Origin of the sequence: Komagataeibacter intermedius TF2 (genome assembly GCF_000964425.1) — a bacterium.
GTDB classification, from domain to species: domain Bacteria; phylum Pseudomonadota; class Alphaproteobacteria; order Acetobacterales; family Acetobacteraceae; genus Komagataeibacter; species Komagataeibacter intermedius.
Window position 1 is genome coordinate 1 of the sequence record NZ_BANF01000058.1, and the last position, 16,689, is coordinate 16,689.

15 protein-coding genes and 1 riboswitch are annotated in these 16,689 nt (G+C 65.2%); of the genes, 8 read left to right on the top strand and 7 right to left on the bottom strand.

The features are described 5' to 3' along the window. The 4 genes from B7449_RS09660 to B7449_RS09675 all read right to left on the bottom strand — a co-directional run. Positions 1-2,209, bottom strand: a 2,209-nt coding sequence (locus B7449_RS09660) for a cobaltochelatase subunit CobN (protein WP_048883594.1), incomplete at its 3' end; no start/stop codon positions are given. 34 nt (positions 2,210-2,243) lie between these two features. Further along, positions 2,244-3,296: a cobalamin biosynthesis protein CobW gene (cobW, locus tag B7449_RS09665; protein WP_039733049.1), complete on the bottom strand. Its 1,053-nt coding sequence runs from the start codon at positions 3,294-3,296 to the stop codon at positions 2,244-2,246. 5 nt (positions 3,297-3,301) lie between these two features. Beyond that, positions 3,302-3,703 carry a DUF1636 domain-containing protein gene (locus B7449_RS09670; RefSeq protein ID WP_039733063.1) on the bottom strand — a complete coding sequence of 134 codons (402 nt, stop codon included), beginning with the start codon at positions 3,701-3,703 and terminating at the stop codon, positions 3,302-3,304. A 159-nt stretch (positions 3,704-3,862) separates the two neighbouring features. Further along, a riboswitch (cobalamin riboswitch) is annotated at positions 3,863-4,102 on the bottom strand. A 53-nt stretch (positions 4,103-4,155) separates the two neighbouring features. After that, the gene (locus B7449_RS09675; RefSeq protein WP_039733050.1) at positions 4,156-4,698 is read right to left on the bottom strand and encodes a histidine phosphatase family protein; all 543 of its coding nucleotides are present in this window, start codon (positions 4,696-4,698) and stop codon (positions 4,156-4,158) included. A 172-nt stretch (positions 4,699-4,870) separates the two neighbouring features. Between B7449_RS09675 and B7449_RS09680 the strand changes: the two genes are divergently transcribed. Beyond that, the gene (locus B7449_RS09680) at positions 4,871-5,095 is read left to right on the top strand and encodes a CbtB domain-containing protein (RefSeq protein WP_029329432.1); all 225 of its coding nucleotides are present in this window, start codon (positions 4,871-4,873) and stop codon (positions 5,093-5,095) included. A gap of 94 nt (positions 5,096-5,189) precedes the next feature. On the opposite strand, the gene acuI is transcribed toward B7449_RS09680, so the two are convergent. Then, positions 5,190-6,170, bottom strand: coding sequence for an acrylyl-CoA reductase (NADPH) (gene acuI, locus B7449_RS09685; RefSeq protein ID WP_039733051.1), 981 nt, complete (start codon positions 6,168-6,170; stop codon positions 5,190-5,192). 332 nt (positions 6,171-6,502) lie between these two features. On the opposite strand from acuI, the gene B7449_RS09690 reads away from it, so the two are divergent. The 3 genes from B7449_RS09690 (at position 6,503) to B7449_RS09700 (ending at position 9,235) form a co-directional block, all read left to right on the top strand. After that, positions 6,503-7,366, top strand: a complete 864-nt coding sequence (locus tag B7449_RS09690; protein ID WP_039733064.1) for an NADPH-dependent oxidoreductase — start codon at positions 6,503-6,505, stop codon at positions 7,364-7,366. Between the two features lie 143 nt (positions 7,367-7,509). Further along, positions 7,510-8,601: a branched-chain amino acid aminotransferase gene (locus tag B7449_RS09695; protein ID WP_039733052.1), complete on the top strand. Its 1,092-nt coding sequence runs from the start codon at positions 7,510-7,512 to the stop codon at positions 8,599-8,601. A gap of 193 nt (positions 8,602-8,794) precedes the next feature. Further along, positions 8,795-9,235 carry a hypothetical protein gene (locus tag B7449_RS09700; protein WP_039733053.1) on the top strand — a complete coding sequence of 147 codons (441 nt, stop codon included), beginning with the start codon at positions 8,795-8,797 and terminating at the stop codon, positions 9,233-9,235. Positions 9,236-9,481: 246 nt separating this feature from the next. Here B7449_RS09700 and thiC read toward each other — a convergent pair whose 3' ends face one another. Continuing rightward, entirely contained in the window at positions 9,482-11,323 is a 1,842-nt protein-coding gene (thiC, locus tag B7449_RS09705; protein ID WP_039733054.1) for a phosphomethylpyrimidine synthase ThiC, read from the bottom strand. Between the two features lie 401 nt (positions 11,324-11,724). On the opposite strand from thiC, the gene ade reads away from it, so the two are divergent. The 4 genes from ade to B7449_RS09725 are packed head-to-tail and all read left to right on the top strand — an operon-like array spanning position 11,725 to position 15,874. After that, entirely contained in the window at positions 11,725-13,425 is a 1,701-nt protein-coding gene (gene ade, locus B7449_RS09710; protein WP_039733055.1) for an adenine deaminase, read from the top strand. A gap of 25 nt (positions 13,426-13,450) precedes the next feature. Continuing rightward, entirely contained in the window at positions 13,451-14,323 is an 873-nt protein-coding gene (locus B7449_RS09715) for a tyrosine-type recombinase/integrase (RefSeq protein ID WP_039733056.1), read from the top strand. Continuing rightward, positions 14,316-15,020: a hypothetical protein gene (locus tag B7449_RS09720; RefSeq protein ID WP_039733057.1), complete on the top strand. Its 705-nt coding sequence runs from the start codon at positions 14,316-14,318 to the stop codon at positions 15,018-15,020. The genes B7449_RS09715 and B7449_RS09720 overlap by 8 nt, the downstream gene beginning before the upstream one ends. Further along, positions 15,017-15,874: a segregation and condensation protein A gene (locus tag B7449_RS09725; RefSeq protein ID WP_039733058.1), complete on the top strand. Its 858-nt coding sequence runs from the start codon at positions 15,017-15,019 to the stop codon at positions 15,872-15,874. Before B7449_RS09720 ends, B7449_RS09725 begins: the two co-directional genes overlap by 4 nt. Before the next feature lie 627 nt (positions 15,875-16,501). On the opposite strand, the gene B7449_RS22085 is transcribed toward B7449_RS09725, so the two are convergent. Beyond that, positions 16,502-16,689: hypothetical protein (locus B7449_RS22085; protein ID WP_209426720.1), on the bottom strand; the 188-nt coding region annotated here is incomplete at its 5' end.

The following is a 16,689-nucleotide window of genomic DNA, read 5'->3' on the forward strand; positions in this document are numbered from 1 at the left end:
CCCGGCCCCGCGTGGGCGCGCCCGCCGGCCCCGCCGGGACGAACCGCCCGTCCAGCGCCGCCAGCAGCGCCGCGCTTTCCGCAGGGCCGCAGGCCAGCAGGCGGGTGGTGATGTCGTCCGTCGCCACCCCGCCGCATGACCGTGCGATGGCCTGCGCCAGTTCGGTCGCGCGCGGCGGCGGATTGCCGAATACGTGCAGTCCGTCGCGGATCTGCAGGTCCTTTACGTCACACAGATAGGCATCAAGCCGGGCAAGGGCTTCGTCCTCGTCATCGGTGCGGGTCAGGCCGGTTTCGTTCAGCAGGCCAAGGCTGTCGGCACGTTGCAGGATCTCCCCGCGCAGGATCGCACCCCGCCTGCGGTCCAGCCCGTCGGCTGCGGCATATTCATCAATCAGCCGTTCAAGGTCGCCCGTATCGGCCCCCGCTGAACCAGCAGGTACGATGGGCGGCGTCATGTGCCCGATGGTGACCGCCCCCAGCCTGCGCCGGGCGGCGGCGGCCTCGCCGGGGTTGTTGACGATGAAGGGGTAAATGACCGGCATGCCCCCGACCAGCACCGATGGCCAGCATGTGGCCGATGGTGCCGCAGCCTTGCCCGGCAGCCATTCCAGCGTGCCATGCGTGCCCAGATGCACCATGGCGTCCAGTTGCCGTTCATGGCGCAGCCACAGGTAGAACGCGACATAGGCATGGCGTGGCGGCGTATCGGGATCGTGGTAGCCCGCATGCCGGTCGGTCGTGGCCCCGCGATCGGGCTGCAATGCCATAAGGATATGGCCAAGATGGACATGGCGCAGGCAGAACCGGCCATCCGTCACCGCCGGATCCTTTTCCGGCGCGCCCCAGCAGGCGGCCAGCGTGTCGCGCAATGTGGCGGGCAGTGCGTCCAGCCACTGGCGGTAGGTGGCGACGGAAACGAAAGGCCGCGCTGGCGCACGCGCCAGCATGTGGGCCAGCGCATCCGCCGTGGGCAGGGGCGCATCCCCCGTATCGTACCCGCTGTCGCGCAGCAGGCGCAGGATGTGTTCAAGACTTGCGAAACTGTCCAGCCCCACGGCATGCGCCGCCTGTCCCGTGGGCGCGCCCTGTGCGCCAGGATAATCGGACAGGATGATCCCCACCCGCCGCGTGGCGGGCGCTTCATGCCCCAGCCGCGCCCACCCCACCGCGCGCGCGCAGGTCAGATTGATGCCATCGGCATAGGGAACATGGCGCGCGGGCAGGCCGGGGGCGGTTTCTTCCTTGAAGGAAATGGGGCAGGCGGGAATGCGGCCATCCAGTTCGGGCAGCACCACCTGCATGGCCAGGTCGGCCTGCGACAGTCCGCGCACGCTGTCGCGCCACAGGGTGTAGGGAATGCCCGGCTGCTGCACCTGCAGCACCGGCACGCCCGCAAGGTCCAGCGGGGAGCGGCTGTCGTCCCCCGAACGGGCGGAAAAGAAGGTGGCGTTTATGATAATGTCTGGCGGGCACGCCGTCAGACGCGTGGCCACGATGCGGGCGGATTCGGGATTCTTGAGCGACGTGACATAGACAAGGTCCGCCCCCATGCCGTGGCGCGCCAGCCTGGCCGCCAGCTGCGTAACGGGTTCGATGTCACCGGCCAGCAGGTGTGCGCGGTAGAACACCACCATGGCGCGCAGCGGCAGTGCCGGGTCGGCTTCATGCAGCACTTCGGCGGGTGGCAGGGGAACGGGGGCAGTCCCATCATCCGCACAGCGACCGGCCAGATGCGCCATAAGACGCAGGGCGGCTTCCATGTTGGCCGTTCCCCCCGTGCGCAGCAGCGCGTCAAGGCGGGCGCGCATGGGGTCCGGCACGGTGGACAGGGCGGCAAGGCGCGGGTCATCGCGCCCGTCCCCCGCCACAAAGGCCAGTGGAATGCCCCCCTGCCGGCACGCGCGCGACAGTTCTTCCGCCCCGTAGCGCCAGTATTCCACGCCGCCAAGCAGCCGGACCACCACGCAGCGCGAGTCCATGATCGTATCGGCCACGTACAGGTCGATGGACATGGGATGCAGCAGGCGCGACAGCGTGGCCATGCGCAGGGTCGCAGCAGGCGCGTCCTGTGCCATGTGGGCGGCATCCAGGCACAGCAGGTCACTGTCCGAAAAGGACAGGAACACGATATCAGCCGGGGCATGCCCAAGGTCTTCCGCCTGCGCGCCGTCATCCAGCGTGCGGACCTCACGTGCAAGCAGATGCATGGCGCTATCCCGTTCCCGTCAGTGTGCCTGCCGTCTAGCCCTGCGCCAGCGCACCGGTAATGGCGGACTGGTCCAGCCCCTTCTGGCCAATGATCACAAGGCTGCCCGTGCGCGGCGCGTCCCCGGGCAGGGCGCGGTCGAACTGGTGGCGGAAACGGCTGCCGACCCCCTGCACCGCAAGGCGCATGGCCTTGCCGCGCACCGTGGCGTAACCCTTCATGCGCAGGATGTCGTGTTGTTCGGCCAGTGTTTTCAGCCGCGCGATGAAACCCTCCACGCTGTCCTGCTCGGGCACGGGCGCGACAAAGCTTTCGAAATCATCATGCTCGTGCTCGCCGCCTTCGGCATCGTGGTGCGAGGGGCGGGCGTCAAGGTCATCTTCCGCCGCGGCATCAAGCCCCAGCAGGATGGCGGGATCGACCTGCCCGTCGGTCGCGCGCACCACCTTGACCACGCGCGGGATTTCGGCGCGGATGGATGCTTCCACCGCATCGGCCTGCGCGGGCGTCATGAGGTCGGTCTTGTTCAGCACCACAAGGTCGGCGGACAGAAGCTGGTCCTCGTACACTTCCGCCAGCGGGTTGTCGTGGTCCAGCGACGGGTCGGCTTCCTGCTGGCGGGCGACTTCATCGGGGTCGTCGGCAAAGCGGCCGGCGGCGACGGCGGGACCATCCACGACCGTTACCACGCCATCCACCGTCATGCGGGTGCGGATGGTGGGCCAGCCAAATGCCTTGAGCAGCGGTTTGGGCAGCGCCAGCCCCGATGTCTCGATCACGATATGGTCGGGTGGCGCGTCACGGTCCAGCAGCGCCTCCATGGTGGGCAGGAAGTCATCCGCCACCGTGCAGCACAGGCAGCCATTGGTCAGTTCGACAATATCCTCGTCGCGGCAGCCTTCCACGCCACATGCGCGCAGCGTATCGCCATCAATGCCCAGCGTGCCGAATTCATTGACGACAATGGCGATGCGCTGTCCTTTCGCATTGGCCAGCACATGGCGCAGCAGCGTGGTCTTGCCTGCCCCCAGAAAGCCGGTGATGACGGTAACGGGTACCCGGGCGCGGGCCGTGGTGGATGGGGTCATGGCGATCAGGCTCCTGAAAAAAGGGATGCGGGAAAACGGCCGCGCACCATGTCCGACAGGCTGGCGGGGCGGCGGGACGGCATGACGGTGCCGCTGCGCGATGCGCCATAGGCCGCGACATAGGTCATGAGGTCATCCGCCTTTTCCGGCCCGAGATTGGCCAGCAGCCAGCCCCATTTGCCCGGCATGGCCACCACGGCGGTGCAGCCGTCATTGCAGGCGGCAAGGCAGCTGACCTCGTGCACCACGACCTGCGGGTTGTCCGCCGCCCGCGCCTGCATGGCGTCATGCAGCTGCCGTCCCGGCGGACTGTCGGACGCGGGCAGGCCACGGCGGCAGGTCACGCAGACATGCAGGTGAACGGGGCCGGTATCATCCGTCGGCTCGGGTGGTGCGGGAATGTTCATGACGGTCCGTGCCCTTTCGCGGCGGTGCTGCGCGCGGCAGCGGAATGCGGGGTGCACGGTCATGGCGGTGTCACCCCGGCATGGGGCAGGGTGGTCGCCTGTCGCGTGCCGGGCACCCCGCCGGCCATGCGATCGAATTCGGTCCTGTTATGCCCGCCGGCAGGGCGGGGCATGATGGCAGGTCTCCTGGCTTGTGGCGGAGGGCGCGGCCGCACCCCCGATCCCGGCGGCCTTCCCGGTCCCGGGAATGGGACCAGTGGCGTATGCCGGTCCATGTTTCATGGACCGTGCCGGGACATCACCACCCACAGTTGCGGGGGCAGCGACGGACTTGCCGGTATGGCGCACCGTCTTCCCTATTCTCCCCCCGAAGGGGGAACCATCACCGGCGGATTTAGACGATCGGTCCCGGCGCTGTCAAAGGAACCCGGCGCGGTGCGCATGCCATGCGGTCATGGCAGCGGTGCACCGCTGATGGCCACGCGCCATGCCGTATGGCGGGTCAGGCGGGAGCGGGTCAGGGGGGCGATATCCAGCCGTGACAGCATGGCTGCGCTTCCGCCAAGAGCGGCCACCACGATGGCCCGGACCACCGTGGCGGGGGCCAGCACCGTGATCTGCGCGGGCGCAGGCGGCAGGGCGTCGAGCCACCGGGCGATGCGGTGCAGGTGCGCAGCCCGGCTTTCACCCCCCGGCGGGGCGAAATCTTCATCCGCAACCCAGCGCGCCACGTCGGCAGGCGGCAGGTCCTTTAGCGATTGCCCGTGCCATGTGCCCATGTCCGGCGCGGTCAGGGTCGCCTGTGCGCAGGCCGTGCCGGTGGCGGCAGGCGGCCACGCGGCCAGCAGGGCGGGGGGCAGCATGATCTGTCCGGCCGCCCCGACGCGCCGCGCCAGATCGGCGGGCAGGGGAAGGATTTCATCACGTTGCGGGAAAATGCCGCGATGCATGCACGCGGGGGCGGGCAGCGCGATGCAGGTCAGGGCCTGGCTCATGCGCTGTGGCCGCGCATGGAGGGAAGGAGGGGGATATGCACAGGGAGTGATTGACCTTCCATGCCGTTTTTGGAAACATGCGCCCCGATCCGGTTATGGGAAGGACGGCCTGACGCGGCGCGTCGCCCGCATGCTGCCCCGGGTCGCGTGTGATCCAGGGAGTTTCCAGTCAATGAGCCAAGATACATCCGTTCTGTCCAGCGCTGCTGTTGCCGCGCCGCAGGTTTCCATCCCGGTTCGCGACCTGCTGCCGTGGGGTGTGTTCGGTCTGGTTCTGGCGTCCCTGCTGCTGTATTTCGTCGGGGCGGAGCAGGGGGCGACCTCCCTCATTTCCGGTCATTACGTGCATGAATTCGTGCATGATGGGCGTCACCTGCTGGGTTTCCCCTGCCACTGAAGACATGGCGTCGCGCCAATAGTGGCGCGATGGCCAGTGACGGACGGCATGCTCCTGCGGGCATGCCGTTTTTTATTGCGCGCTTCGGGGCGGTTCAGTTGATGGTGATGACGGTCCGGCCCCGGATGTGACCGGCAAGGATGCGCGGCGCGATGGCGATGGCGTCAGACAGCGGGGCATCATGCAGCATGCTTTCCAGCCGCGTGGGGTCGATATCGCGCGCCAGCCGGGCCCATGCCGTCATGCGGCGCGGGCGCGGGCACATCACGCTGTCGATTCCCTGCAGGCGCACGCCGCGCAGGATGAACGGCGCCACTGTCATCGGCAGTGCCAGGCCGCCCGCCAGCCCGCATGCCGCCACGGTGCCACCGTACTGGATGGAGGCGCACATCGTGGCCAGCGTCTCGCCACCCACAACGTCGATTCCCCCCGCCCAGCGCGCGGTTTCCAGCGCCTTGCCGGTGGGGGACAGGGTATCGCGCGGCAGGACCTCCATAGCGCCCAGGCTGGTCAGGTAGGCATGAAGCTGCGGCCGTCCGGTGACTGCCGCCACCTGATAGCCCAGCTGTGCCAGCAGCATGATGGCCATGCCCCCCACGCCGCCGCCGCCGCCATTGACGATGATGGGGCCACTGGCGGGGGTCAGGCCGCCTTCCTCAAGGCTCATGACACACAGCATGGCGGTCAGTCCCGCCGTGCCGATTCCCATGGCCTGCCGCGCGCTCAGGCCCGTGGGCTGCGGCAGCAGCCACCGCCCCGACAGGCGGGCCATGCGGGCAAGCCCGCCCCAGTGCCGTTCCCCCAGTCCCCAGCCGGTGGCCAGAACCCGGTCGCCCGGGCAATGGACGGGATCGTCGGAGTGGATGACGCGGCCGGCAAGGTCGATGCCGGGAATCATGGGAAAGTGCCGCACCACCGGCGCGCCACGGGTTATGGCCAGCGCGTCCTTGTAATTCAGGCTGGAATGGTCAATTTCCACCGTCACGTCGCCTTCGGGCAGGGTCATGGGATCGACCTGCTCCAGCCGGGTCGTGACCACGCCATCCGCGCGGCTGATCATGAGGGCATCGAACATGCTGGCAGTCTTCCGTGGTGATGAAGGGGAGGGGAACGCAGGACCGCGTTCAATGCATCATCCATGCCCGATTCAGGTCTGCCTTGCCTATGTACAGCCGCGTGATTTCGCATGATCGTGAAGCGGCCGGGTTTTTTGAATCTTCTGATTGTGAAAGAAGATTTTCCAATGTGGCGGCAGTCGTGCCCCATGCCTGTCCCGTACTGCCCGCGCGGCGCGTGACGTGACGCAGAAAAGCGCAGGGCAGGTGTGACCTTCCCCCGCTTCCTGCCGGAAGATGGGTGTGGTGTGCTGATTTTTCAGCCATCATTGCACAGGCAGGAGGCATGCCCATGTCCGACGTCACCGTTTCTTCCTTTTCCGCGCTGTCTTCCATGAATGCGCTGTGGCAGGCGCGTTATGGGACCCGTCCCCCCGGCATTTCCCTGCCCGAAAGCCCGGTGGCGCGCAGTCTCATGACCCACCGTTCGGTGCGGGCCTTCAGCCCCACGCCAGTGCCCGATGGCGTGCTGGAAGCGGCCGTGGCGGCGGGACAGTCGGCCTCGACCTCGTGCAACCTGCAGGCATGGAGCGTGATCGCCGTGCGCGACCCGGCCCGGCGCGAACGGCTGGCCAGAATCGCGGGGGATCAGGATTTCATCGCGCAGGCGCCGCTGTTCCTTGCATGGGTCGCAGACCTGTCGCGGCTGGAGCATGTGGGGCAGATGCGCGGGCGTGCGCTGCCGGGGCTGGACTGCCTTGATACGTTCCTTGGCGCGGTCATGGATACGGCCTTTGCCGCACAGAACGCGGCGGCCACGTTCGAGTCCTATGGTCTGGGAATCGTGTATGTGGGCGCGGTGCGCAACCAGCCCGAAGCAATTTCCGCGGAACTGGGACTGCCCAGGCGCACGCTTGCGGTGTTCGGCATGAGCGTGGGTTACCCTGATCGCAAGCAGCCCACCGCCATCCGCCCCCGCCTGCCGCAGCAGGTCGTCCTGCATTCCGAGCAGTATGACAGGGCCGCCGCCAGCAATCCCGAGGTTCTGGACGCCTATGACGAACGCCTGCGCACGGCGGACGCGGCACGGGGCAGGCCCGCGCGGGGATGGAGCGACAGCGTGCTGGCGCGGCTGGGTGACATAAGCGCGCTGCATGGGCGCGAACATCTGCCTCAGGTGCTGCGGCGGCTTGGTTTCATGCCGGGTGAGGCATGAAAAGCAGGGGTCATGCGCACGTGGCGGGGTTGACCGGCACAATGTTCTGGTGAACTTCTGCTAACGTTGCCCGCATCTGCTGGCGGGCAGGGGCGCGCCCTGTGTATCGCGCCAGCGCCATGATGAAAGAGAAACGAACGGCTATGGACAGCGCCACTTCCCTTCCCTTTACGCTTTCACCCAGCACCTCCCCGGTTTCGCCGCAGCGGCGGGCGGAGATTCTGGCCAATCCCGGTTTCGGGCGTGTCTTTACCGACAACATGGTCGTGATCCGTTATGTGGAAGGCAGGGGGTGGCATGACGCGCGCGTACAGCCCTATGCACCGATTACGCTGAACCCGGCGGCGGCCGTCCTGCATTACGCGCAGGAAATCTTCGAAGGGATGAAGGCGTACCGGACGGCGGATGGCGGCATTACCCTGTTCCGTCCCTATGCCAATGCCGCGCGTTTTCGCAAGTCGGCCGAACGCCTGGCGATGGCGGACCTGCCCGATGAAGTGTTTGTCGAGGCGGTGCGCCAGCTTGTGCGCGTGGATCATGCCTGGGTGCCCGGCAACCCCGATGAAAGCCTGTATATCCGCCCCTACATGATCGCGAGCGAGACGTTCCTGGGCGTCAAGCCCGCGTCGGAATACATGTTCATGGTCATCGCATCGCCCGTGGGTGCGTATTTCGGCGCTGAAGCGGTCAGTGTATGGGTGTCCGATTTCTGTCGCGCCGCCCCAGGCGGCACGGGGGAAGCAAAGTGCGGCGGCAACTATGCCGCAAGCCTGCTGGCGCAGCAGGAAGCCAAGGGCCATGGCTGCGCGCAGGTCCTGTTCCTTGATGCGGTGGAACGCCGCTGGATCGAGGAAATGGGCGGCATGAACGTGTTTTTCGTCTTTGACGATGGCTCTCTTGCCACCCCGCCGCTGACCGGCACGATTCTGCGTGGCATCACGCGCGATTCGCTGCTGACGCTGGCGCGTGGAATGGGCCTGACCGTGCGGGAAGACCCCTATGCCATCGATCAGCTTTATGCCGATGCCGCGTCCGGTCGCCTGAAGGAAGTGTTCGCCTGCGGCACGGCGGCGGTGGTGTCCCCCATCGGGCGTTTCCGTGGCCACAGGGGCGAGGCCGTGATCGGTGATGGCGCGGGCATCGGCCCCGTGACCGAAAAGCTGCGCAATGCCCTGATCGGCATCCAGCGCGGCACGGCGCCTGACCCGCATGGCTGGGTGGAAAAGGTCATCTGATCACGGGAATATGGCCGGGATGGGTGTCATGCCCGGCCATGCCCAATCGTGACCATGCATGGCGCGGACTGTATGGAATGGCCCGCAGATCCCAAAACGCTGTCTTTTAAAAAAGTCGTGTCCGGCAGCGTCTGCCGTTTTCGGCCGGCAGATGGATATGAACCCCTTTATATCAAGGTAAACACGGGTTTCGATGACTGAGACGACTCTGGATGTAACGGGACAGTGGGATGGGCAGTTCAGCTATCCCCATACGCTGATGCCGGAGTCTTTTTCGGCTTCCCTGTTCGAAACCGGTGGGCATGTGGGCGGAACGGTGACGGAGCGCGCCACATCGGGCGCCAATGCCGGGGCATGTTTCATCGCTACGGTACAGGGGGAACGCAACGGCCTGCATGTGCGGTTTACAAAGACATATGAAGATCACATGCATACCCATGCCGTGCTGTATGCGGGCACGTTGAGCGCGGATGGCAGCGAGATCGAGGGGGAGTGGCGTATCGCCGGGTCCTGGTCGGGACCGTTCCTCATGATCCGCCGGGTGGCGGGCGGCGCGGTTGCGCAACACAGGACAGCGGACATGCCAGTGTCCGACGCCCTGTCCAATGCGGATTGCGCGTCCGTTTCCCGCTAACAAACCGGCTGAAAGTTTTTGGGGAAGCTTTTTTCAAAAAGCTTCGAAGACCGCCGCCTTTTGAAAAATTGTTTTTGCAAAATATTTTCCAGATACCGCCTCTGTTTGGAAAGGCGGCCTCTGTCCGATGCTGTCTGAACAACGTGTCACCGGAAACTTTGCTTATGGCGTTCGGGCTTCGTGATGGGCCTGCATTCCGGCAGGTTGCAGGCCCATCGGGATCAGTCCCGCGATCGCCCTGCAGGCCTATTGCGCAGGTGTCGCCGCATCTTCGACCGGAACATAGATCCGGTTGCCGTTATTGCGGAATTCTTCCTTTTTCTGTTCCAGTCCCGCCTGCCGCTGTGCATTGGCCTTCAGGTCATGGCTTATGCGCATGGAACAGAATTTGGGACCGCACATGGAACAGAAATGCGCATTCTTGTGCGCCTCCCGCGGCAGCGTCTCATCATGGTACGAGCATGCCGTATCCGGGTCGAGCGACAGCTTGAACTGGTCATTCCAGCGGAAATCGAAACGCGCGCGGCTGATCGCATCATCCCGGATGCGCGCGGCGGGGTGTCCTTTGGCCAGGTCGGCGGCGTGGGCGGCGATGCGGTAGGTCACGACACCAACCTTCACGTCATTGCGGTCGGGCAGGCCAAGGTGCTCCTTCGGTGTCACGTAACACAGCATGGCCGTGCCGAACCAGCCGATCATGGCGGCACCTATGCCTGACGTGATATGGTCGTAACCCGGTGCAATATCGGTCGTCAGCGGACCAAGCGTGTAGAACGGGGCTTCGCCACATTCCCGCAGCTGCTTTTCCACATTGACCTTGATCTTGTGCATGGGCACGTGGCCCGGCCCCTCGATCATGACCTGACAGCCTTTCGCCCACGCGATTTTCGTCAGTTCGCCCAGTGTTTCCAGTTCCGCGAACTGGGCTGCGTCATTCGCATCGGCAATGGAGCCGGGGCGCAGCCCGTCACCCAGCGAGAACGAGACATCATAACGGCGCATGATGTCGCATATTTCCCCGAAATGCTCATACAGGAAGCTCTCGCGATGGTGGTGCAGGCACCACCCCGCCATGATCGACCCGCCGCGGGAGACGATGCCGGTGACCCGGTTGGCCGTCAGCGGCACATGCTGCAGGCGTACGCCCGCATGGATGGTGAAGTAATCCACGCCCTGTTCCGCCTGCTCGATCAGCGTGTCGCGGAAGATGTCCCATGTCAGGGCCTCGGGCACGCCACCGACCTTTTCCAGCGCCTGGTACAGTGGCACCGTGCCGATGGGTACCGGCGCATTGCGCAGGATCCAGTCGCGGATGTTGTGGATATTACGCCCGGTGGACAGGTCCATGACCGTATCGGCCCCCCAGCGGATGGACCAGACCATTTTTTCCACTTCTTCCGCCACTGATGAGGTCACGGCGGAATTGCCGATATTGGCGTTGACCTTCACAAGGAAATTGCGCCCGATCACCATGGGTTCAAGTTCGGGGTGGTTGATGTTGGCGGGCAGGATGGCGCGGCCCGCCGCGATCTCGGACCGCACGAATTCAGGGGTGACGAAGGCGGGAATGTCCGCCCCGAAATCCTCGCCATCGGCGCGGCGTGCCTCGGCCCCTTCGTCCATGGTGGCGCGGCCAAGGTTTTCGCGGTGGGCGGCGTAGATCATTTCCTCGGTAATGATGCCTGCACGGGCGAATTCGTACTGCGTGACCATCTGCCCCGGCTGGCCTTCATGCACCGTATGGGGGGCAGGGCAGGCCGGGACCAGGTTTTCGCCTCTGGCAAATCCGTTATCCTCGGGACGGACGGCGCGGGGCGCGACCGTGGGCAGGCGGCGTGCCGCAATCCATGGTGCGCGGACGGGGGGCAGGCCCGCACGGACGTCGATACGCGCAGCCGGATCGGTATAGGGGCCGGAGGTGTCATAGACGCGTACCGGCGGTTCGTTCGCGCTGGGTTCAAGGGCGATTTCGCGAAATGGCACGCGGATATGCGGGTGACCTTCGGGCGAGGACCAGACCTTGGCGGACCCCATGATGGGGCCGGTGGTGACATGGTCGGGAGACGAAGGCGAAGCAACAGTCGACATGGCAATGCTCCAGGTTTCCTCTCCGACAGGGGGTGTGGGGGAGAAAACCGGAACGCCTGCATGGATCATGCGTGCGATGTCGCCCGGGCCAGCAGGGCCGATGCGTCGTGCCGATTGTCTGCACCAGTCCCTCCGCCGGTATGAGCCGGATCAGGTTCCCCGGAACGCACGATGCGTCCGGAAGGGTCCCCGCGCGCATGGTCGACCCATGCCAGCGGTATCTCAGCCCCTTGCCGGGACTCCCCTTGGTCGTTTCAGGATGTTGAAATACCTTGGTTTTGTCAACAGTGCCGTGACGGGCCGCAGGCTGGCGATGAAAAAGAATCCGTGTATCGATTTGCCAGCCGCACTGTTGTGATAGACTACACGCACCATCGTTTTTCACCAGGAAGCAGGACAGTATGGCAGGTAGCGTGATTTCCGACCGGGTTGCACAGGGAAGCGGACGGAGTGTGGCCGACACCGTGATCCGTAATGTCCGCCTGTTCGATCTGGTGACGGGTGAACTGCTGCCGACCGATATCGCCATATGTGGTGACACCATCGTTGGCACGCTGGACCGGTACGAGGGCACGAACGTGATCGAGGGACACGGCCGCATTGCCGTGCCGGGCTTTATCGACACGCACCTGCATGTTGAATCCTCGCTGATCACCCCATTTGAATTCGACCGCTGCGTCCTGCCCCATGGCGTGACCACCGCCATATGCGACCCGCATGAAATGGCCAACGTGCTGGGGCGCCCCGCGCTGGACTACTTTACCGAAGCAGCGCTGCGCACGGTCATGGACCTGCGGGTCAACCTGTCCAGCTGCGTGCCCGCGACCCATCTGGAAACATCGGGGGCGACGCTGGATGCGGCTGACCTGCTGCCTTACCGTGATCACCCCAAGGTCATTGGCCTGGCCGAGTTCATGAACATTCCCGGCGTGCTGAATGGCGACCCGGTGTGCATGGAAAAGCTGGAGGCGTTCGCGGGGGGGCATATCGACGGCCATGCCCCGCTGCTGCGCGGGCGGAAGCTGAATGGCTACCTGTCAGCCGGCATCACCACCGACCATGAGGCGACGACGGCTGAAGAAGCGCTGGAGAAGGTGCGCAAGGGCATGACGGTGCTGATCCGCGAAGGATCGGTGTGCAAGGACCTGCGTGCGCTTGTGCCGCTGCTCAACCCGGTGACATCGCCGTTCTTCGCCTTCTGCACCGATGACCGCAACCCGCTGGAAATCGCGCATGAAGGGCATCTGGATTACCTGATCCGTCTTGCCATCTCGCTGGGGGTGGACCCCCTTGCCGCCTATCGCAGCGCCTCGCTCAGCGCCGCCAACGCCTTTGGCCTGCGTGACCGGGGCATGATCGCGCCGGGCAGGCGGGCGGATATCGTGCTGCTTGATGACCTGCGCGAATGCCGGGTGTCGGACGTGATCAGCGCGGGGCGTCTGGTAAATGATGCGCTGTTCGCCGCGCGGGAGGTCATTCCCCCCGTCGGCACCGACAGCATCAACCTGCCCGGTCCCGTCAGCGCAGGGGACATGCAGATCAGGGGAAGTGGTACGCAGCGTCCCGTGATCGGCCTGCTGCCCGGCCAGATCATCACGCCCTTCCTGCATGCCGACCTGCCGGTGGCTGGTGGCGTCGTCCTGCCCGACCCGGCGCAGGACATCGCGCGGATCTGCGTGGTGGCGCGGCATGGCCATAACGACAATATCGGCCGGGGCTTCGTGCAGGGGTTTGGCCTGTCGGGTGGCGCGCTGGCGTCTTCGGTCGGGCATGACAGCCACAATATCTGCGTGGTCGGCATGGATGACGCGGACATGGCGCTTGCCGTCAACCACCTGGAAAAGACCGGCGGCGGCTTTGTGGTGGTGCGCGACGGAAAGGTGGTGGCCGACATGCCGCTGCCGGTGGCGGGCCTGATGAGCGATGCCCCGTTCGAGACCGTGCGTGACCAGCTTGAGGTGCTGCGCGCTGCTGCACGTGCGCTGGGCTGCCAGCTTGATGAGCCGTTCCTGCAACTGGCTTTCCTGCCGCTGCCGGTGATCCCGCATCTCAAGATCACGGATTTCGGCATGGTGGATGTCAACCGGATGCAACTGGTCTGACGCGGTCACGATACAGGAGCAGACCATGACAGGGGCCGATGTCGCAGCCCCCGCGCGTGAAGCCGTGGCCACCCTGCGTGCCTATCGTGCGGACTGGGTGCATTTCACCAACTGGTGCGCGGGGCATGCCGTGTCCCCCATTCCCGCTGCGGCGGATGTCGTGGCGGCGTACCTGCGCAGCCTGACGGAATTCGCGCCTGCCACCATCCGGCGCAGGCTGGCCGCGATTGGCAAGATGCACCGCTTTAACGAAATGCCGTGGGATGTGACCGACGGTCGCATCCGCGCGGCGCTGGCCGATATGACCGAACGGGCCCGCCGTCCGGCCCCGCCGCCTACGGTGGTGACACCGGACATGCTGCGCGCCATGGTCGAACGCTGCGCGGACGGCTCCCCACGGGGCCTGCGTGACCGTTGCCTGCTTCTGTTCGGGTTTGCGGGTGCGTTGCGACGTTCGGAGCTGGTGGGATTGCAGGTGGAAGATGTGCGCATCGACCGCGCGGCGGTCGTGCTGGCCATTCGTGAGGAAGGGCAGGCACAGTCAGTCAGCCTGCCCCTGCCCGAAGCGAAGGAGATGTGCCCCGCTGCGGCGTTCACGGCATGGCAGCAGGTGGCGCACCGGCAGACCGGGCCGCTGTTCCGCGCCATTTCCAAGGGGGAGCGCGTGGGTGGCCGCGCGCTGACACCCTATGCCGTGACCCGCATCCTGCAACGGCGCGCGGCGATGGCCGAAATCCCGCCCGAGATCGCCGTGGCGCTGAGCGCGCATGCCCTGCGCGCGGGCTACATTGTCGCTGCATTGCGGCAGGGCATGGACACCGAAGCACTGTGCCAGCATACCCGGTACCGTGATCCGCGCGCCCTGCGCCAGTATGAACGCCTGCTGACCCATGACTGAAAACCTGCGCCTGCCCTGGGCCGACCTGCCCCCCGCGACCGCGCGGGAGGAGGAAGTGCCCGCCGAGACCACGCGCCGGCCGTCGGGCAGGCGCGGGCGGCGGCCACTTTCCGCATGGCCTCAGCCTGCCGAGCCATCACCCTGGCAGTGGTGGCATCTGCTGGTATACGGGCCGGATGCCGGCATGGACGCCTTCGTTGTGGAAGCGGCCGGCCCCGGACTGATCCCGTGGCCGTTTGATGCAGAACGGGTGGAGGAGGATATGTTCGCGCTGGCCATTGGCGCCAACAGCCCGGCGCGTGGCCGTGCGGGGCTGTCCATTGATGGCTGCCGTATTCTGGCGCGCCAGTTCCGCGCGGCGGCGGAAGCCCGGCATGCCCGGCTGGGCCTGCGTATGGAAAAGGCATGCCCGCTGGATTTCCACCAGCTTGTTCCCGTGCCGGAGCGGATACTCCATCTGGGCGCCACCCACCCCGATGCCCGGGCATGGCTGCGTGATAACTGGGGCCTGACCGAAGCACCGCGACAGGTGCGCCACCTGCCGGGGCGCAAGGCGGGCCGCCGCCTGCCGCGTGGCCATCGGGCCATGGTCTATGGCTTCTTTACCCGCATGGGCACGCCAGCCCCCGTGGTCCGCCGGATGGAGGAGCATTATCCCACCCTGACATTCCGCCTGTCGGAACGGTCGCTGGCATGACGGAACAGACCGATCTGTTCAGCAGGCCGTTGCCAGATGGCGAACCGGTCATTGTTCTCGACATCTATCAGGGTGGCCTGTCGCACCTGCTGCAGCTGGCGCATGCGCGTGAAATCGATCTGGCGCGGCTGGATATCGTGACCCTGATCGACCAGCTGGCCGAAGCCGCGCGGACCCATACCGACCTGCCGCTGGGGATCAAGGCGCAGTGGGCGGTCATGGCGTCGGGGCTGCTGCTGCTGCGGTCGCGCCTCATGCTGCCTGCGGACGACCCGCGCCAGGCCCAGGCCACGCAGGAAGCGGCCGACCTGCGCACCCGCCTGCTGGCGGCGGAAGACGCTGCCCGCCTGGCAGGCTGGCTTGCGGTGCGTGAACAGCTGGGCCGCGATGTCCATGCCTTTGGCGGCGCGGCTGCCCCTGAAGCCGACGAATCGGCGCAATGGGAAGTGGACCGGATCGAGTTCCTGTGGGGCTGTCTTGCGGTGTTTGACGGCAACTGGGGTGTCATGCCGGTGGAGACGCCGTTCTATGCCCCGGTACAGCTGGACCTGTTTTCGGTCGAGGACGCCCGCATGCGCGTGCGCACATGCCTTGCGCGTGCGCATGACGAACCGGTGCCGCTGGACCGGATGCTGCCCGATTCCGTGCGGGGGGGGCAGGGGGACGAGCTGTCATCGGGGCAGCGGCGGTCGGCATGGAGCAGTACGTTCGCCGCCTGCCTGGAAATGGTGAAACAGGGGGAGGCCCTGGCCTATCAGCCCGCCCCGGAAAACGTGCCCTGTTTCAGCGGCGTGCCCGACGCAACGCCACGACAGGGGGAAGGTTTCCCCGGATCCGGAAACAGGGCGAAATGAACTGATCGTTGCAGTTTATACTGTCAGGTCGCAGTTCATGTCGAATTGATAATATCGCATGGAAAAACAGGACATCCCGCAGCGACTGACAGATTTTTTCCTAATTTTTTAACAGTTTGCTTGACTGGGATTTTTTTTTGATCAAGCTGGCAGGCATGAGTTTTTACCGGCCTGCAAAGCCGGGAGCGTGACCATTCCAGCAGGGTATTTTTTCGCTATGGACCGCGGCCTGCCGGGTGGAATGTTGATGGAAGATTATTTCATAACAAGATCAGGGTTGATTTCGAGATGTTAATAATGTTTATGGATAAAACGTGATGAATGAATGGCTTGGCCTGTCAGGGCAGGGCGCATCCAATGCCTGTGCATTGGCATATGCACTGCCGGAGGCGGCGAGGGTCGTGCTTTCCCGTTCCGCCGGGAAAGGGGGCTGTCGGGCTTCAGGGTTGAGCTGGGGAGAACAAGGCGGATCGCATCAGTCGTTTCGTAGAAATCTGGTCATACTCCCGTAGTAAAATTGGTGAAATCAGAACAACCAGAACAAATTCTGTAATAATTCCTTCCTAAAAACTATGCCGTTCTGAGTGAGGTATGGGTATGACGTATGCGGAACAGAGTGATAACAGACTACAGAAGATAATAGTTTTCGCCCTTGTTTTGGTATTTGAAGGGCTGCTGGTGCTCGCGCTGCTGTTCGGGCTCAGCTCCCCGCCGGATGCGCCCAAGGAACCGCCGCGGCCACCGGTTGAAGTCCACATGATCAAGGAACCGCCGCCACCGCCACCACCGCCGCCGCCGCCACCGCCGCCGCCGGA

Bases quoted from the DNA above. Each gene is read 5' to 3' on its own strand.
- B7449_RS09700 (WP_039733053.1), top strand. From the start codon at position 8,795: ATGACTGAGACGACTCTGGATGTAACGGGACAGTGGGATGGGCAGTTC.
- B7449_RS09670 (WP_039733063.1), bottom strand. From the start codon at position 3,703: ATGAACATTCCCGCACCACCCGAGCCGACGGATGATACCGGCCCCGTT.
- B7449_RS09720 (WP_039733057.1), top strand. From the start codon at position 14,316: ATGACTGAAAACCTGCGCCTGCCCTGGGCCGACCTGCCCCCCGCGACC.
- B7449_RS09715 (WP_039733056.1), top strand. From the start codon at position 13,451: ATGACAGGGGCCGATGTCGCAGCCCCCGCGCGTGAAGCCGTGGCCACC.
- B7449_RS09690 (WP_039733064.1), top strand. From the start codon at position 6,503: ATGTCCGACGTCACCGTTTCTTCCTTTTCCGCGCTGTCTTCCATGAAT.
- ade (WP_039733055.1), top strand. From the start codon at position 11,725: ATGGCAGGTAGCGTGATTTCCGACCGGGTTGCACAGGGAAGCGGACGG.
- cobW (WP_039733049.1), bottom strand. From the start codon at position 3,296: ATGACCCCATCCACCACGGCCCGCGCCCGGGTACCCGTTACCGTCATC.
- B7449_RS09725 (WP_039733058.1), top strand. From the start codon at position 15,017: ATGACGGAACAGACCGATCTGTTCAGCAGGCCGTTGCCAGATGGCGAA.
- B7449_RS09675 (WP_039733050.1), bottom strand. From the start codon at position 4,698: ATGAGCCAGGCCCTGACCTGCATCGCGCTGCCCGCCCCCGCGTGCATG.
- acuI (WP_039733051.1), bottom strand. From the start codon at position 6,170: ATGTTCGATGCCCTCATGATCAGCCGCGCGGATGGCGTGGTCACGACC.
- B7449_RS09695 (WP_039733052.1), top strand. From the start codon at position 7,510: ATGGACAGCGCCACTTCCCTTCCCTTTACGCTTTCACCCAGCACCTCC.
- thiC (WP_039733054.1), bottom strand. From the start codon at position 11,323: ATGTCGACTGTTGCTTCGCCTTCGTCTCCCGACCATGTCACCACCGGC.
- B7449_RS09680 (WP_029329432.1), top strand. From the start codon at position 4,871: ATGAGCCAAGATACATCCGTTCTGTCCAGCGCTGCTGTTGCCGCGCCG.